Source organism: Celeribacter arenosi, from assembly GCF_039539485.1.
Taxonomy (GTDB): Bacteria; Pseudomonadota; Alphaproteobacteria; order Rhodobacterales; family Rhodobacteraceae; genus Celeribacter; species Celeribacter arenosi.
In genome coordinates, this window is the sequence record NZ_BAABDF010000007.1 from 1260135 (window position 1) to 1276403 (window position 16269).

Sequence of the window (16269 nt, forward strand, 5' to 3'; positions counted from 1 at the left end):
CGAGAATTGCGGCCAGCCTTTAGTTGCCTCACCCGCAGGGAGAGCCAAAGACGTCATGGTGATCCCCGCCGTTTTCAGACCCCGGGCAAGCGCATCCAGATGGTGCTGGGCGACGGTTTCATCGGTCAGAACCGCGACATGTTTTTTGGCCCCCAAGAGTGGCGCAATATAGGCACCCGCTTTAGCGATGAGCCCCTCACCAATCACCACATCATAGTCGCGATCGCCCAAGGGAACATGGACAGTTTCGATACGAGTCATTGGTCATCCTCCAAAATGCCACCGTGGGCGCGCAACGCGCGGATCACCTTGGATGTCATCTCGTCGATGGACATATCCATTTCGGCCTCCACAATCAGGCCCGCCTCGGCATAGGCCGGTTCGCGCGCCTGCGCGAGGTCAACCAAGGTTTGATACGGGTTTTCTGTTTGCAACAACGGCCGCGTGCCTTTGTGCTTTACCCGTGACCACAGGATAGCGGTGTCGGCCTTGAGCCAGACTGCGATGCCATTGCTGGCGATCATGCGACGGTTTTCTGGGGTCAGAAAGGCACCCCCGCCCGTCGACAGGATACAGCGTTCGTTCAGGAGCAAACGCTCGATCACTTGGGATTCCTTGGCGCGGAAAAACGCCTCGCCGTCGCGTTGGAAAATCTCGGCAATCGAACGGTCGGCAGCTTTTTCGATCTCCATATCGGAGTCCAGAAACGGCACATTGAGACGCAGAGCGAGCGCCTTGCCGATGGCGGATTTTCCGGCCCCCATCATGCCAACAAGAGCCACCGTCTTCTTTAGTCCCACGCGCGCCTGCCCCGCTCGCCATTCGTCTTGTGCTCTGACAATTGCCGGCAAACTCCCGCCTGCTCGCGCCTTTGTCAAAAAATTCCTCATCTCAATGGCGTGATCTTGATCCGAATACCATATATAAAACAAATAAAAGCGGTAGAGTCACAGATAGGCACGTCTTTTCCGGCAGCCTTTGCAGGTATAAAAGACATCAACGAGACCGCTCGAGATAACGAGGAGGCAGACCCCCGTGCGCAAATTCCTGTTCAGGTTCCTGGCATTCATATTGATGCTTGGGATCATCGGCTTCGTGGCTTTCGCCTATATTGGCGATCTCTCACCCGTTCGCGCGGAGCGAAGCGTTCCCGTCACAATCGATCTGGAGTGATCCGCGTCATGTTTCGACGCGCTCTCCCTCTCTGTCTGTGTTTATCCGTCTCGGCCGCGCCGCTCGTCGCACAGTCCTCTGCGAGCGACCGCCCCCTGTCGGCAATCGATTGGCTCTCCGACACGCTTGATGCCGCGCCCACGCCGGTTGCGATGCCTTCAAAAGTGGCTCCGCCCCCCGATGACATTGCCGATAATGCACTGCCAGAAGACGTGACCGTCGCCCCGTTGGAAGCCACCCAGCTCGACGCGACGGGGTTATTGCCCCCCTCGACGACCGGCCTGCCACGTGGCCTGTGGGGGGCGTCCAATGCGGGCGATCTGGCCCGCCGCATCACCTCCATTGCAGCAGAACCGGACCTCTTGCCCGCATCGCGGCGTCTGTTGAACACACTCGTTCTCGCCGAACTCGACCCGCCAGCCGGCGAAGACAAAGAGGGACGGCTGTTTCTTGCACGCATCGACGCGCTACTGGCGCAGGGGCTTCTCGAAGAGGCCGATGCGATGATGGAACGCGCGGGCACAACCAATCGCGAAGTCTTCCGCCGCTCCTTTGACACCAAACTGTTGCTGGGCACCGAAAACGAGGCCTGCACGCGCCTCACCGGCACGCCGGGATTGTCACCAACCCTGCCTGCCCGCGTCTTCTGTCTGGCGCGCGCCGGTGATTGGAACGCGGCGGCACTCACGCTGAATAGCGGCGAGGCACTCGGGCTCATTTCCGAGACCGAAGTCGCGCTGCTGTCGCGTTTTCTCGATCCCGAGTTGTTTGAGGGCGAACCTCCCCTGCCCGTGCCCGCACTCCCGTCCCCTCTGACCCTGCGTATGATGGAAGCGATCGGGGAACCGCTGCCTACGACGGCTCTGCCGCTTGCTTTCATCCATTCCGACCTGCGCGAAACAACAGGATGGAAAGCCCGCGCGAGCGCGGCAGAACGCCTCGCGCGTGTGGGCGCATTGTCTCCCAACCGCTGGCTCGGGATCTGGTCTGAACACCTGCCCGCCGCTTCGGGAGGCATCTGGGATCGCATCGACGCGCTGCAACATTTCGAAACGGCGCTTCATTCCGGTGATCCCGGCGCTGTGTCTTCGTCACTCATTCCCGCGTGGGCGGCAATGCGCGCCGCGGGCCTGCAAACAGTGTTCGCCGATCTTTTCGCGCGACGCCTCGCAACACTGCCCCTGACCGGGGCGGCTGCCACGACGGCCCTTGAAGTCGCGCTGCTGTCATCGAGTTTTGAAACGATTGCTGCGCGCACAGACTCGGCACGTGATCCGAAATTCGGCTTCCTGATTGCCATCGCGCTCGGCGATTTGCCCGCCACCGTGCCATCAGAACCAATCTTTCGCACCATTGCCGACGGGTTCCGCAACGACGGTGTTCCCGTGCGCCTCGACAACCTCGTGCGCGAGCGTCGGTTGGGCGAAGCCATTTTGCGCGCGATCGAACTCCTCGAAGGGGGTGCGGCGGGCGATCTTGACGAACTCTCCGATGCGCTGCAGTTTTTCCGCGCCGTGGGGCTAGAAGCGACAGCGCGGCGCGCGGCTCTGGAACTCGTCCTGCTGGAACGCCGCGGATGAACGACCACCGTTGGATTTCCGCCTTTGCAGAAGCCCAGATGGCCGAGTTGGGCGCCGCGGAAAACACACGCCTCTCCTACGGGCGCGATCTGATTGATTTCTCCGACTACCTCGCGCGCAAGGGCAAGGATTTTCCAAGCGCCATGCGCAAGGATGTAGAAGACTACCTCGTGCGGTGCGAGGCAGAGGGGCTCGCGTCTTCGACCCGTGCGCGCCGTCTGTCGTCCATAAAACAACTCTACCGCTTCGCCTTCGAGGAAGGGTGGCGCAAAGACAACCCTGCCCTCCAGATCAAGGGACCGGGTCGTGCCAAAAGCCTGCCAAAGACGCTGAGCGAAGATGAGGTGTCGCGCCTTTTGGAAGCCGCGCGCAGCACGGGACGCACGCACGCAGACCGTATCCGCAACACCGCGCTCATGGAGCTCCTTTATGCCACGGGTATGCGCGTCAGCGAACTCGTCGGCCTGCCCGTCGCTGCCGTGCGCGGCGATCCACGTATGGTTCTTGTCCGCGGGAAAGGTGGCAAGGAACGCATGGTGCCCCTGTCGCAGCCAGCCCGCGATTCGACGACGCAATGGCTAACCCTGCGCGATGAAAACGAAGCAGAGGCCAAACGGAAAGGCGCGAAGGCGTCCCCCTTTCTGTTCCCGTCGCGGGGCAAAGACGGACACTTCACCCGCGTGAGTTTTCACAACCTGACCAAAGAAATCGCCATTCAGGCCGGCATTTCACCCGCAAAGGTCACGCCCCACGTTCTGCGCCATGCATTTGCAACGCATCTTCTGGCAAATGGTGCGGATTTGCGCGCCATCCAGACCCTTCTGGGGCACGCCGATCTTTCGACCACAGAAATCTACACCCATGTCCTCGAAGAGCGGCTCAAAGATCTGGTTCTGACCCATCATCCCCTTGCCGAAGACCACGATAATTAGCACCGCGGATCTGCCCCGTCTGTGCATCGCGACCTCTTGCTTCGGCGCGCGCTCGGCCCCATAACCACTCACATGGAAAACGTAGCACCACCCCTCCTCGACGCTGCCTTCTGGATTACCTCGGGCGCGATCTTTTGTCTTCTTGTGATGTCGGCCTTCTTTTCGGGGTCCGAAACGGCACTCACCGCTGCATCACGTTCCAAGCTTCATGGACGCGCCGACAGGGGCGACAAAGGCTCTGCTCGCGCCCTGAAAATCACCGAGGATAACGAACGGTTGATCGGCTCGGTGCTGCTTGGCAACAACCTCGTCAACATTCTGGCGACCTCTCTGGCCACGGCTCTGTTTACCCGTGTGTTCGGAGAGAGCGGCGTCGCGCTGGCCACGCTGATCATGACAATGCTGGTGCTGATTTTTGCCGAAGTTCTGCCCAAGACTTACGCCATCACGAATGCCGAAACCGCCGCCTCGCGGGTCGCATCACCGATCAGCATCATCGTTTTGGTCTTCTCCCCCATCGTCTCGGCGGTGCGTGCTATCGTGCGGCTGATGCTGCGGGCCTTCGGGGTCAAAATCGACCCCGACACCGGTGTTCTGGCGATGCGCGACGAAATCGCGGGCGCGATCTCTCTCGGCCACGTTGAAGGGGCGGTTCAAAAAGAAGACCGTGACCGCCTGTTAGGCGCGCTCGATCTGGGCGATCGCACGGTGGAAGAAATCATGCTTCACCGCTCGCAAATCGAGATGATCGACGTGGCGACCCCACCCCGCGTGCTGCTCGAACATTGCCTCAGAAGCCCCTATACCCGCCTGCCTTTGTATCAGGGCGATCAGGACAACATCGTCGGTGTGATCCACGCCAAGGATCTCCTGCGGGCGATGTATGCAGAGCGCGCCGAGGGCGAAGCGGAGTTCGACGACTTCGACGTGATGAAAGTCGCGATGAAGCCCTACTTTGTGCCTGAGACCACGACACTGGACGACCAAATGCGCCAGTTCCTGCGCCGTCACACGCATTTTGCGCTCGTCGTTGACGAATACGGCTCCTTGCAGGGTCTGATCACACTTGAGGACATTCTCGAAGAAATCGTCGGCGAAATAACGGACGAGTTCGACACCGGTGAATCCGCGCCTGTGCGTTCCCAGGAGACCGGCGAATGGGTAATCGACGGCGGCATGACCATCCGCGATTTCAACCGCTCGACCGAATGCAACTTGCCCGATGTCGAGGCCAATACCATGGCGGGCCTCGTCATTCACGAGGCCCAGATGATCCCCTCTGCAGGTCAGGTGTTTTCGTTCCACGGCTACCGTTTTGAAGTCGCGGCCTGCGAAGGCAACCGGATCACCCGCCTGAACATCCGCCCGCTTGGCGACGACTGATGCTGTCCTATCAGCACGGGTTTCATGCCGGTAACGCGGCCGATGTGCACAAACATGCGCTCCTGTCGGCTGCGCTCGCCTATATGACCCAAAAAGACAAACCCATCACCTATCTGGAAACCCATGCAGGTCGGGGCCTCTATGATCTGGCGGGACCACAGGCCACAAAAACCGGCGAAGCGGCGGCGGGGATCAAACGTCTTTTGGCGTCCTTTGCGCCCGATCATCCCTATCGACGCGCCTTGGAAAGTGTTCGCGGCGAACACGGGCCAGATGCCTATCCGGGATCACCGCTGCTGGCCTCCCACCTGTTGCGTCACACAGACAGCCTGCACCTCGCCGAGCTGCACCCGCAGGAATTCGAGCACCTTGAGCGGGTGATGTGGTCGCGCGGCGCGCATCTCTATCAAACCGACGGCTTTGCATTGGCGCAGAGCCTGTGCCCTCCGACACCACGACGCGGTATGATCCTGATTGATCCGCCCTACGAGATTAAAAAGGACTACGAAACCATCCCGAAGTTTCTCGAAAAACTGCATGCGAAATGGAATGTCGGCGTGATCGCGCTCTGGTATCCGATGCTCTCGAACGGCGCCCACGCGGGCATGGCGCGTGCGCTGGATACCCTCGACCTGCAGGGCGCTATGCACCATCAGGTAGCATTCGCAGCCGCCAAAGAGGGCCATGGTATGATCGGGTCGGGCATGTTCTTTGCGAACACGCCCTATGGTTTGGCCGACGAAGCCACCCGTTTGACGACCCTATTCACCTAACGCGCCCTGAAAATCCCGCCGAGAATACCGCGCACGATGCGCCGCCCCGTCGTGCCTTTGAGTTCTTTGATCAACAGGTTGGTGACCACGGCCCCCATGCCGTCGTCCTTTTTCGCGCGGCGTGACGTGGAGCGGCCATATTCTTTCGTCTCGTAACGGCGCGCCTTTGAAAGCTCGCGTTCAAGCTCCTTGCGCCGTTTCTCGGCTTCCTTCTCCTCGGCCGCGCGCAGTTTCGCCTCCTCTTCAAGGCGCTCTGCCTCCTCCGCCTCTTTCGCGGCATCCTCGGCGCGCCGTGACAGCATCTCGAACGCACTTTCGCGATCCAGAATGGACTCGTATTTGCCCGCAATCGGCGAGTTGGCGATGATGGCTGCGCGCTCTTCGGGCAGGATCGGCCCGAGCTGCGAGGACGGCGGGCGGATCAGGGTGCGCTCCGCAATCCCGGGGGCACCTTTGTCGATCAGGAAGGACGTCACGGCCTCACCGGTTCCCACCTCTTTGATCGCGTCCTCAATGTCAAAACGCGGGTTCGCGCGGTAGGTCTCGGCCGCCATACGCAGCGCTTTTTGGTCGCGTGCGGTAAAGGCGCGCAATGCATGCTGAACACGGTTGCCAAGTTGGCTCAGAATATCCTCGGGCACGTCGTCGGGGTTCTGGGTCACGAAATAGACCCCGACCCCTTTGGAGCGGATCAAACGGGCAACCTGTTCAACTTTGTCGACCAACGCCTTTGGCGCATCGTCAAAGAGCAAATGCGCCTCATCAAAGAAAAACACCAGTTTCGGTTTGTCCGGATTGCCGATTTCGGGAAGTTCCTCGAACAGTTCCGAGAGCAACCAGAGCAGGAATGTCGCGTAGAGTTTGGGCGACCCCATCAATTTGTCCGCGGCCAAAATAGAAACTCGACCCCGCCCATCCGGATCGACCCGCAGGATGTCGGAAAGCGCGAGTGCCGGTTCCCCGAAGAGCTGCGCACCGCCCTGATTTTCCAGCACCAGAAGTGCGCGCTGGATCGCGCCAACCGAGGACTTGGAAACATTACCATAGCGCAGCGATAGCGTGTCCGCGTTCTCACCCACCCATACCAGGAGGGACTGCAGATCCTTGAGGTCCAAGAGCGGCAGACCTTCTTCATCGGAGACGCGGAATGCGATGTTAAGAACGCCCTCCTGTGCATCCGAAAGGGCCATCAACCGCGACAACAGAAGCGGTCCCATTTCGAGGACGGTGGTGCGGATCGGATGCCCCTGCTCGCCATACAGATCCCAGAACGTGACGGGAAACGCATCATAGGAATAGTCGGTGAAACCGATTTTCTCGGCACGGCTCGTGAAGGCATCGTGCAGCTTGAAACTTTCGCTCCCTGACTTGGCAATGCCGGACAGATCGCCCTTCACATCCGACAGGAACACCGGCACGCCCTGTGCGCTAAAGGATTCAGCCAGAATTTGCAGCGTGACGGTTTTACCGGTGCCGGTCGCACCCGCGATCAGCCCGTGACGGTTGCCATATTTCAGGAGAAGTTCCTGCGCCTCTCCATATCCTTCGCCACCGCCGCCTACAAAGACACCCTGATCCTCTGCCATCGCTTTCGCTCCCTGATTCCTTTGTAAGATTTTCGCAGCATTTCAACGCCGTATGGCGACACAATACTAATTTAACCACTCTCTGCCAGTATTGATCCTGTCCAAAGCGGGGCTTTCCTGCCTAGGACTGACTTCCTCCCTGTCAGACTGGCCGCCCGGGCTACCCGGCGCGGCCGTTTTTTTGGCCGCAGTGCATTTAGGTGTCCGAGGGGCGATCCCCTGCGTTAACCAAAAATCTCCGTTGACGCGCATTTGATTCCCGCCTAGCGTTGCGCCCATAAGTCGGCCAAGTCCGGCAGGGAGAATGTCCGGATCGAAAAGATCCGAAAGAGAGTTTCGGTCCGCCGGAGCTCTCTTTTCTTTGGTCGCCCAGCTTAGGCACGGATCGCCAAAAGGCGAAGGTTCGCCGAGGTCACACAGAGGTGTCCGAGATTGTCCCTGACACTCTCCAAAGCCCGTGATAGAGGGATTGCGACCAAGTGATACAGAAAAACCTAGTAGGATTACGATGCTCAAGAAGACCTTTTCCGTAACTGCATTTGCCCTCGCCCTGTCCTTTGGGTCTACCCCCCTCTTGGCGCAGGACGCCGAACCCGAAGGTGCCGCAGAGGTAGAGCAGCCCGCAGTTGAGCCCGCTCTGTCGGCCGGCGAACCCGTCGAGACCGAAATCCAGGCCGGACAGACCTATGTGCTTGAAACCGAAGGGGATTGGGAAATCCGCTGTATTCGCACCGAAGGCGATGTTCCAGAGCCCTGCTCCATCTACCAACTCCTGCGTGACGAACAGGGAACTGAAGTCGCGGAAGTGACCATGTTCCACCTTGGTCAGGGCGAAGCGGAAGCGGCTGCGACATTCATCGCGCCGCTCGAGACATTGTTGACGCAGCAAATGACCATCTTCGTAGATGGCGCGAATGGCCGCCGCTACCCGTTCTCGTTTTGCACGACCGTGGGATGCTTTGTGCGCGCTGGTCTGACCGGCGCCGAAGTTGATCAATTCCGACGCGGCGTGGAAGGCACAGTGGTCATCCACCCTGTCGCAGCACCCGAAACCGCTGTGAGACTCCCGCTGTCGCTCAAGGGGTTCACTGCAGCATACGCGCGCGTGACCGAGTTGAACAAAGCCGCACGCAGCGCGGCGACGCAAACCGAGTAATACCGCGAAAAATTGAATTACGGGCCGCCCGGGGGATCCTTCGGGCGGCTCTTTTTATTGTGTCGATGATTCAGCTCGCTTTTCGCAACGCCATAACCGCATTCAGACCGCCAAATGCAAAGGCATTGGACAGAACCACGTCCACTTTCGCATCACGCGCCTCATTTGGCACAACGTCCAGCGAACATTCGGGGTCGGGCTCTTCGTAGTTGATCGTCGGGGCAATCACCCCGTCGCGCAGCGCCATGATACAGGCGAGCAGCTCAACGGCCCCTGTTCCGCCAATCAAATGTCCATGCATGGATTTGGTCGACGAGATCATGATGTCGTCTGCGTGATGGCCGAGCGCATCGGCCACAGCCGCACATTCGGTTTTGTCATTGGCCGCCGTGCCGGTGCCATGGGCGTTGATGTAACCGACTTCCTCGGCATTCACCTTTGCATCGCGCAACGCGCCAGCGATGGCACGTGCGGCCCCCTGTTTGGAGGGCATCACGATGTCGGAGGCATCCGAAGTCATCGCAAAACCGATCACTTCGGCGAGAATTTCAGCACCCCGCTTTTTCGCGTGTTCATACTCTTCAAAGACGAAAACCGCCGCGCCTTCACCCTGAACCATGCCATTGCGATTTAGGCTGAACGGGCGGCAGGCGTCTTTGGACATCACGCGCAGACCTTCCCAGGCTTTGACGCCGCCAAAGCACAACATGGACTCGGAGCCACCGGTGACCATGGCTGTCGCCATCCCGCAGCGCACCATGTTGAACGCCTGCCCCATCGCGTGGTTCGACGACGCACAGGCGGTCGCCACGGTAAAGGATGGCCCTTTGAGATTGTATTCCATGGAGACATGGCTACAGGCCGCGTTGTTCATCAGTTTTGGCACGACAAAGGGGTGAACGCGGTTCTTTCCCTCTTCGTAGACCATGCGGTAGTTGTCGTCCTGTGTCGTCAGGCCACCCCCCGAGGTGCCCAGAATAACGCCGGAATGGGCCGCAAGGTCGCCGATGAAGGTCAGACCGGATTGGCCAATGGCCTGCTGCGCAGCAACCAAAGTGAACTGGGTAAAGCGGTCATAAAGTGCCATCTGCTGACGGTTAAAACGGTGCTCCGCATCCCACTCGTGGATTTGGCCACCGATCCGGATCGACAGGCGATCAACGTCGCGAAAATCCAGCTCGGAAATTCCGTTTTTGGCTTCTTTGAACGCGGTGAGGGTCGAGGGCACATCAAGCCCGAGGGCATTGACCGTCCCAGCCCCTGTAATGACGACGCGGTTCATGCCTTCTGGTCTTTGATCAACCGTTCGACGGCCGTGACGATGGCGCCGATGGATGAGATGTCAAAGTCTGACTGATCGGGTTCGTTGGCGTTAAAGGGCACGGAAATATCAAAAGCTTCCTCAATGGCGAAAATGCTTTCCACCAACCCGAGGCTATCGATTCCGAGATCCTCCAAAGACTGATCCATGGAGACATCAGTCGGTTCAAGAACGGCCTGCTCGGCAATGATCTCGATGATCGTTTCCTTCACATCCTGCTTAGCCATCTCAGCTTCCTTTTGATCCTTTGGCGGTGATTTAGTCAGAAATCGCGTTTGTTGGAACCAGTTTTTATGTCCATGCGCGCATATGCGTTGCGTCACTCTTTGCCCGAAAGACGCCCGAGCAAGCGGGGCAAGCGCCGCAGGGCTTTGTACATTTCAACATGTGTCTGCATCGTGACAGCCGGATAGCCCATCATCGCACGCCCTTTTGGAACATTGGACAGCACACCCGTGCCCGCGCCGATAATGGCACCCGACCCGATAGAGAGATTGTCGGCCGCACCCGCCTGCCCGCCCATCACGACAAAATCACCAATCACGGTTGATCCCGCCACGCCGACCTGCCCGCAGAGCAGACAATGACGCCCCACAACCACGTTGTGACCGATCTGCACTTGGTTATCGAGCTTGGTCCCGTCGCCGATACGTGTCGGGCGGATCGTTCCCTGATCGATGGTGACATTCGCGCCCAATTCCACATCTTCGCCGATCACCACACCGCCCAGCGACGCGATGCGCAACCACGCCTGCCCTTCGGCCGCGACATCGGCGCCGAGGGTTTCGCGCGCTTCTTCAACATGGCTTTTCTCGGTGGTCACGAATGAAAACCCATCCGAACCAACGACCGCACCCGGTTGGGCAATGACACGATCGCCAATGACCACGCCTTTGCCGATCCTGACGCCGGAATGGAACAACCCATCTTCACCGATCACCGCATCCGCGCCGATTGTGACATGCGCCGCCATGCGCACGCGTGCCCCGATTTTGGCCCGCGCACCGACAACACACAGCGGCCCAATCGCCGCGCCGTCGCCAATTTCCGCGGTCGGATCAATTACCGCCGATGGATGAACGCCCGGCGCGATATCGGGCCCGCTATCGAAGGCAGCGGTAACGCCCACCATGGCAAGCCGCGCGCGCGGCGCAAATATTGCCGCGTCCAACCCGAAGGACGTCCAATCCGCACCATCCCAAAGGACCGCAGCCTTTGCCTGACCGGCACGCAATGTATCGCCAAATTTTGGATTCATCGCCAACGCGAGATCACTCGGCCCGGCGTCCGCCGGTTCGGCTGCGCGCGAAAGGGGCAGCGTACCGTCGCCTGCAAAACGCAGGCCCAGTCGGGTTGCAAGATCGGCTACGGTGATCGAATGGCTCATGTCGGCTCCCTACGGGTTCACCCCGACATAAGCCCTTTGGCGCGCTTTGAAAAGCAAAGGGCGCGGTCATGCCACGCCCTTTGCCAATCCGGTTTATGGTGCTTGGGGCCTTAGCCGCCGACTGCGCGCAGCTGCACACCTTTGGCCTGAAGCGCGCGCCAAATCTTGGCATCACGTCCGTAGATGTCACGGCGATATTCCATGCCACCTTTGGGCACAGTCATGGCTGTGCGGTAGACGATGTGCACAGGCACTTCCACATCCAACGGCACCACTGTTTCAACGCCGGTATTCAGACGGGCGTGGAAGAACCCTTTGGGATCGCCGGTCTGTTTGGACAACAGCTCATAGGCAAAATCAAAGGGTTGCTGCAGGCGGATACACCCGTGCGAAAAGGCACGGACTTCGCGGCCAAACAGGCTCTTGGAAGGCGTATCATGCAGGTAGATGTTGTATTTGTTGGGGAACATGAACTTCACCAACCCCAAAGCATTCCCGTCAGATGGCGGCTGCTTGAGATTGAAGGGGAAGGTGCGCTCCGAATAGCTGGCGAAATTGATGCCCGCACGGGACACCGTGCGGCCGGAATTGTCGACAATCCGCAGATGCCCTGCCGCATTCGGGTTCTTTTGCAAGAGCGGCAGATACTCTTTCACGGCGATTGAGCGCGGCACGTTCCATGTCGGGTTGATCACCATGTGTTCCATCACATCGGAGAATTCGGGGCTGCGCTGCTCGGAAACATTGGATCCAACCACGGAACGCGTTTCGAACGTGACGCGATCGTTGTCGATGATCTGCGCCGTGAAGTCGGTGATATTGACCCAGATATGACGCTTGCCGCGCTCCATATTGGTCCAACGCTCACGCTCCAAGGCAACGTGGATCGAGGCAAGACGTTGCTCGGGGCCCTTGTTCAACTCGTCAAGAGTGCTCGGACCTGCAACCCCGTCATGGGACAGACCGTGCTGGAGTTGAAAAATCTGCACTGCGCGCTGCATGTTGGCGTCGTAGGACGTGGAATTCGTACGCTTGAGATAGCCCATCGCAATCAGACGGTTACGCAGGGCAACCACGCCATTGTTCGACTGACCCGGCTCGTATTTCCCACCGGGAACCGTTGGGCCCCAGCCGCCTTTACCCAGAACACGCTCGAGATTGGATTTCTCTTTCAACAGACGCGTATATTCGGGTGATTTCGGCGCCAGAGATTTCAGGAACGCCCGCGGCGAAGATTTGGCAAAGGCGCCCAAAAGACCCGCACCATCGCGGTATGGCACCTGCCGGACGATTTCGCGATCAACACGCGATGGCACAAGCTGCCCTGTCTGCATATCCCGCGCATAGTCGAGGAACATCTGGGACAGCGCCACTTCGACACGACCCAGATCGCGCTCCGATTTCACGGCCCGCATATTGGTTTTCAAAAGTGTGGTGTCATATGGTGCGAGACCGTGGTCCGGCGCGCTTTCCAATGCCTGCAAGAGCGCCTGACGACGCGAACGGGTTTTCCCGTCGGTTCCCGCAAACACCGGTTTGTATCCGGTGGCGCGATAATACGCCGAAAGTTCTTTGGATCCGCTTGCGGCTTCTGCAATGGATTGCATCAATGCCGTGACCTGTTGCGCAGTTGCGCCCTGCACCGCACCGATAAGCCCAAGAGAAGCGATCAATGCAACGACGAGCAACCGCGCGCGCCGGAAAATCGGGACTAATACCATCGTGTAACCTCTAAGTGTCAGCAGTCTGAGCCACCCTACCCGATCGCATCTCACAATGAGAGGGCCGCGCACTCACGTTCGCGCTATTGTGCTATATGGACAACAGTGGCCCGCCGAGGTGACTTCGCGTGTGTTTTTCCCCTTTGGCGCCAATTCCCTACGCCGGGCTATGACATCAAAATCGATCCTAACTTCGATGCATTTTTCCCTTAGAAAACGGGCGGCGTGCGCAAAAACCTGCCGATTTTTGAGGAGTTAGAGGATTTTATGGAACAGATGCTTGGTTCGGGAATCGCATTGTGCCATAACTTCACCAAGGTTGCTGATTTGACGTGTTAGCGATTACCGGATGTGAAAATTCTGGGCACAAACCGGGGCGCAGTCCCGCGACAAGACCGCGAAACAATCGTGGCAGTGCAAAACCGGAAGTGCGGGATATCATTCCGCATCACAACCGGCAAAAAGACCGCAACGAAGCGGTGAGTTAATTGGGAACCGCGTGAGGCGGGAACAGGTAAGCGACGGGACGCTTGAGAGAATGACCAAAAACGCTTCCAGCGTGATATCACGCCGCGGTTTGCTCCGTGGCTTTGCAGCAGCCACACTTTGCGCAGCTCCGGTTTATGCCAATGCGGCGGGACTTCTGCGGGGCGCTGGCGACATCCGCCGCCTTCGCATGTTCTCGGGACGCACCGGCGAAAGCATCGACACCATTTACTGGATCGAAGGCGAATACATTCAGGAAGCTCTCAAAGAGGTCTCCTACTTCATGCGCGACTGGCGCAACTCTCAGGTCAAGGCGATTGATGCACGCACGGTCGACATCATGACCGCCGCGCACAGCCTGATGGAAGTCAACGAACCCTATCTTTTGCTGTCCGGCTACAGATCGCCGGCAACAAACGCCATGTTGCGCTCGCGTTCGCGCGGCGTTGCCAAGAACTCCCTGCACATGAAGGGTCAGGCCGCTGATCTCCGCCTGAACTCCCGCTCTGTCGGGCAAATGGCAAAAGCTGCCGCAAACTGTTCGGCCGGTGGCGTCGGCAGCTACTATGGCTCCGATTTCGTGCACATGGACTGCGGTCCGGTTCGCACCTGGAAGGGCTAAGGCCTACTTCGCAGGCGGCTCCACCTCAAAATTTGGCGGTCAGCACGCACGATAAACGTCGAATCACGGCAGTTATCCGGTGCGCGACAAGCCACATTTCCCGCCCCCAATCCTCTTTTGTCATCGTCTGCATGCGCAAAGGCGCCCTCCGTGCAGGTCACAAAACTGTCACCTTCACTCTTTCCCTGCCGTGGGAAATCGGGGCAAACTGAAAACAAAATTCTTCCTGAATCCAATAATTTAAGCGGCGACCTGGAATTCTAGTCTGCAAACCTTGCCTGACATAAGAACACCCCCTTGCACCACAATTTCGAATTTACTTCGCGATTTGTGTAACAAGATGTAACGTTACATCAGGAGATTTGGTGTCGATTGTAAGTGGTGATTTCCAGATGCAGACAGACCGAGAGAGCGTGCAAGCGCACTTAGAAAAGATTTTCAAAAGCCCCGATTTCCCCAAACGCGGGCGAATGCAGGATCTGTTGAGATATCTGACCGAGGCGGCGCTGAACGATGCCGGCCACGAGGTAAAAGCCTATAGCATCGGATTGGATGTTTTGGGGAGATCTTCCGATTTCGACCCCAATTCCGACTCCATCGTGCGCGTTCAGGTTGGAAGACTGCGAAAACACCTCGTTTATTACTACCTGACGTCTGGGCGCAATGACCCCCTGCGCCTCAGCCTGCCACGGGGAACATATGCGTTGGAGGTTCTCACCGCAGACCCCGATCAGATTGCCGATGACGCAAGTGAGGCGCCTTCACCCGCGGATCTGTCTTCCAAATCGTTAGCGCCACCCCAAAGTCACAGTCTGGGAACCCGCGCTCTGGTTGCCTTTTCCCCTTTCTCGGTGGTTCAGGGATCGGAGAATGACGCAGCCCTTGCTGCTGAGGTCGAAGCCGATCTGCGGGTGCATGTCGCTAAGATCGACGGGATATCCGTCACCCAAACCGGCGTTACAAAGCAGGATCCCGATCTTTTTGTGAATGGCAGCCTCAGAACCGTCGGGAACCGCACACGTGTGCATCTGGAGCTCCTCGGCCCGACGATGGAAACCATCTGGGGCGGCAATATTACCGAGGAAACCAGCGATGATCCCTTCGCATCACAAGACGCCCTGCTGCAGAACCTCGTGATGGAACTTCGACTGCGGATCATCAATGCGGTCCGCGCACCTCTGAGCAATGTGCCCATTGAGACCTTGACGGCCTGGGAGAAATATATGGTCTCGGTCTTTGCACCGGACCGCCGCCCGAATTCTCAGGCTTTCGAACAAAATTGTGTCAGCCTCCTCGAACAAGCCGTCGAAGACGCGCCTGACGATGCGCGTGTTCATGCCGCACTGGCTGAAAAATATGCCTACCTGATGAACGTAGACCCGCGCAAAGATACCACCGAAGCTGCTGAAAAGGCTGAGGTTTTTGTGCGAAGAGCCAATGATTTGGACCCGAACAGTTCGGACGTGCTATTCAATACATCGCTATACCATTGGCATCGTGGCAACGTGCCCCTTGCCCTGAATGCCACACGCAGGACGTTAGAGCTGGAGCCGTTCCACCCCCTCGCCCGCCTGCACAAATTGTGCTTTCCCTTTGTTGACCGACTGCCGGACACATCGTTGATCGAGGAAATAAAAGCCTTCGAAACACGTTTTGCACGAGACAATGCCGCGCGCTGGATCGCTCTGTCATGGATCACCCAGTTCTACCTCAACCGTTCCGAGTACGACCATGCGGTGGAATTCGGCTACCTCACCCAGGAAACCGCGTCGACGCCGGAAACCCGCATGCGGCTCGCGGCAGCTCTGGTGCAGGTGGGGCGAAACGAAGATGCGCAGGATCAAATCGAGAGCTATCTGGAGTTTTGGCCGAACCTTGATCCGGCCCATTACGCAAGTACCGTCATTCCTCGCCGATTTGGCACGGGAATGGTTGGACGTGAGCTGGAAAGGATCTATTTCTCGCTTGCACGGGTGGTATCGGCGAAAACACATCTTAAAGTCATTCACACCGGAGCACCCAATGTCACAAAACAGTCACGGTGACCGCTGCGAATGTACTTTGGTCCCGGTCAAAGGATCGCTATTGCAGTAGGATTAACGGTTAAGAATGATCGGACGACACAGGTAGAAAATGGGAAAAGTCCTAA

13 protein-coding genes and 1 pseudogene are annotated in these 16269 nt (G+C 58.4%); 7 read left to right on the forward strand and 7 right to left on the reverse strand.

Features of this window, described 5'->3' with window-relative positions; translation table 11 throughout:
- Together ABD815_RS13810 and ABD815_RS13815 are read right to left on the reverse strand one after the other, a co-directional pair.
- Positions 1-261 (reverse strand): annotated as a pseudogene (locus ABD815_RS13810) (3-dehydroquinate synthase); the annotation flags it as partial.
- The gene (locus tag ABD815_RS13815) at positions 258-767 is read right to left on the reverse strand and encodes a shikimate kinase (protein WP_425549872.1); all 510 of its coding nucleotides are present in this window, start codon (positions 765-767) and stop codon (positions 258-260) included. The pseudogene ABD815_RS13810 and the gene ABD815_RS13815, both read right to left, overlap by 4 nt.
- 414 nt (positions 768-1181) lie before the next feature.
- Between ABD815_RS13815 and ABD815_RS13820 the strand changes: the two genes are divergently transcribed.
- The 4 genes from ABD815_RS13820 (at position 1182) to ABD815_RS13835 (ending at position 5841) form a co-directional block, all read left to right on the forward strand.
- Positions 1182-2753 (forward strand): hypothetical protein, encoded by a 1572-nt coding sequence (locus tag ABD815_RS13820; RefSeq protein WP_344847971.1) that lies wholly within the window; start codon positions 1182-1184, stop codon positions 2751-2753.
- The gene (locus ABD815_RS13825) at positions 2750-3685 is read left to right on the forward strand and encodes a site-specific tyrosine recombinase XerD (protein ID WP_344847973.1); all 936 of its coding nucleotides are present in this window, start codon (positions 2750-2752) and stop codon (positions 3683-3685) included. Before ABD815_RS13820 ends, ABD815_RS13825 begins: the two co-directional genes overlap by 4 nt.
- A 72-nt stretch (positions 3686-3757) precedes the next feature.
- Positions 3758-5068: an HlyC/CorC family transporter gene (locus ABD815_RS13830; RefSeq protein WP_344847975.1), complete on the forward strand. Its 1311-nt coding sequence runs from the start codon at positions 3758-3760 to the stop codon at positions 5066-5068.
- Positions 5068-5841, forward strand: coding sequence for a 23S rRNA (adenine(2030)-N(6))-methyltransferase RlmJ (locus ABD815_RS13835; RefSeq protein WP_344847977.1), 774 nt, complete (start codon positions 5068-5070; stop codon positions 5839-5841). The genes ABD815_RS13830 and ABD815_RS13835 overlap by 1 nt, the downstream gene beginning before the upstream one ends.
- On the opposite strand, the gene ABD815_RS13840 is transcribed toward ABD815_RS13835, so the two are convergent.
- Positions 5838-7427 carry a helicase HerA-like domain-containing protein gene (locus ABD815_RS13840; RefSeq protein ID WP_344847978.1) on the reverse strand — a complete coding sequence of 530 codons (1590 nt, stop codon included), beginning with the start codon at positions 7425-7427 and terminating at the stop codon, positions 5838-5840. The two genes, ABD815_RS13835 and ABD815_RS13840, sit on opposite strands and share 4 nt — an antisense overlap.
- 508 nt (positions 7428-7935) lie before the next feature.
- Here ABD815_RS13840 and ABD815_RS13845 point away from each other — a divergent pair.
- Positions 7936-8583, forward strand: coding sequence for an invasion associated locus B family protein (locus ABD815_RS13845; RefSeq protein ID WP_344847980.1), 648 nt, complete (start codon positions 7936-7938; stop codon positions 8581-8583).
- Positions 8584-8653: 70 nt separating this feature from the next.
- Here ABD815_RS13845 and ABD815_RS13850 read toward each other — a convergent pair whose 3' ends face one another.
- The 4 genes from ABD815_RS13850 to ABD815_RS13865 all read right to left on the reverse strand — a co-directional run bounded on the left by ABD815_RS13850 (position 8654) and on the right by ABD815_RS13865 (position 13012).
- A complete protein-coding gene (locus tag ABD815_RS13850) occupies positions 8654-9865 on the reverse strand; it encodes a beta-ketoacyl-[acyl-carrier-protein] synthase family protein (protein WP_344847982.1) in 1212 nt (403 codons plus the stop codon).
- Positions 9862-10131 (reverse strand): acyl carrier protein, encoded by a 270-nt coding sequence (locus ABD815_RS13855; protein ID WP_344847984.1) that lies wholly within the window; start codon positions 10129-10131, stop codon positions 9862-9864. Before ABD815_RS13855 ends, ABD815_RS13850 begins: the two co-directional genes overlap by 4 nt.
- Positions 10132-10223: 92 nt before the next feature.
- Positions 10224-11291, reverse strand: coding sequence for a UDP-3-O-(3-hydroxymyristoyl)glucosamine N-acyltransferase (gene lpxD / locus ABD815_RS13860; protein WP_344847986.1), 1068 nt, complete (start codon positions 11289-11291; stop codon positions 10224-10226).
- 110 nt (positions 11292-11401) lie between these two features.
- On the reverse strand, positions 11402-13012 hold the full coding sequence (locus ABD815_RS13865) for a L,D-transpeptidase family protein (protein WP_344847988.1): 1611 nt from the start codon (positions 13010-13012) through the stop codon (positions 11402-11404).
- A gap of 538 nt (positions 13013-13550) precedes the next feature.
- Between ABD815_RS13865 and mepK the strand changes: the two genes are divergently transcribed.
- Positions 13551-14120 (forward strand): peptidoglycan L,D-endopeptidase MepK, encoded by a 570-nt coding sequence (gene mepK / locus ABD815_RS13870; RefSeq protein ID WP_344847990.1) that lies wholly within the window; start codon positions 13551-13553, stop codon positions 14118-14120.
- 470 nt (positions 14121-14590) lie between these two features.
- A complete protein-coding gene (locus ABD815_RS13875) occupies positions 14591-16165 on the forward strand; it encodes a hypothetical protein (protein WP_344847991.1) in 1575 nt (524 codons plus the stop codon).
- Positions 16166-16269: the final 104 nt, after the last annotated feature.

What these genes read in the sequence shown, in the direction of transcription:
- ABD815_RS13845 (WP_344847980.1), top strand. Translation starts at nt 7,936, where the DNA reads ATGCTCAAGAAGACCTTTTCCGTAACTGCATTTGCCCTCGCCCTGTCC.
- mepK (WP_344847990.1), top strand. Translation starts at nt 13,551, where the DNA reads ATGACCAAAAACGCTTCCAGCGTGATATCACGCCGCGGTTTGCTCCGT.
- ABD815_RS13855 (WP_344847984.1), bottom strand. Translation starts at nt 10,131, where the DNA reads ATGGCTAAGCAGGATGTGAAGGAAACGATCATCGAGATCATTGCCGAG.
- ABD815_RS13835 (WP_344847977.1), top strand. Translation starts at nt 5,068, where the DNA reads ATGCTGTCCTATCAGCACGGGTTTCATGCCGGTAACGCGGCCGATGTG.
- ABD815_RS13865 (WP_344847988.1), bottom strand. Translation starts at nt 13,012, where the DNA reads ATGGTATTAGTCCCGATTTTCCGGCGCGCGCGGTTGCTCGTCGTTGCA.
- ABD815_RS13820 (WP_344847971.1), top strand. Translation starts at nt 1,182, where the DNA reads ATGTTTCGACGCGCTCTCCCTCTCTGTCTGTGTTTATCCGTCTCGGCC.
- lpxD (WP_344847986.1), bottom strand. Translation starts at nt 11,291, where the DNA reads ATGAGCCATTCGATCACCGTAGCCGATCTTGCAACCCGACTGGGCCTG.
- ABD815_RS13825 (WP_344847973.1), top strand. Translation starts at nt 2,750, where the DNA reads ATGAACGACCACCGTTGGATTTCCGCCTTTGCAGAAGCCCAGATGGCC.
- ABD815_RS13850 (WP_344847982.1), bottom strand. Translation starts at nt 9,865, where the DNA reads ATGAACCGCGTCGTCATTACAGGGGCTGGGACGGTCAATGCCCTCGGG.
- ABD815_RS13830 (WP_344847975.1), top strand. Translation starts at nt 3,758, where the DNA reads ATGGAAAACGTAGCACCACCCCTCCTCGACGCTGCCTTCTGGATTACC.
- ABD815_RS13815 (WP_425549872.1), bottom strand. Translation starts at nt 767, where the DNA reads ATGATGGGGGCCGGAAAATCCGCCATCGGCAAGGCGCTCGCTCTGCGT.
- ABD815_RS13875 (WP_344847991.1), top strand. Translation starts at nt 14,591, where the DNA reads ATGCAGGATCTGTTGAGATATCTGACCGAGGCGGCGCTGAACGATGCC.
- ABD815_RS13840 (WP_344847978.1), bottom strand. Translation starts at nt 7,427, where the DNA reads ATGGCAGAGGATCAGGGTGTCTTTGTAGGCGGCGGTGGCGAAGGATAT.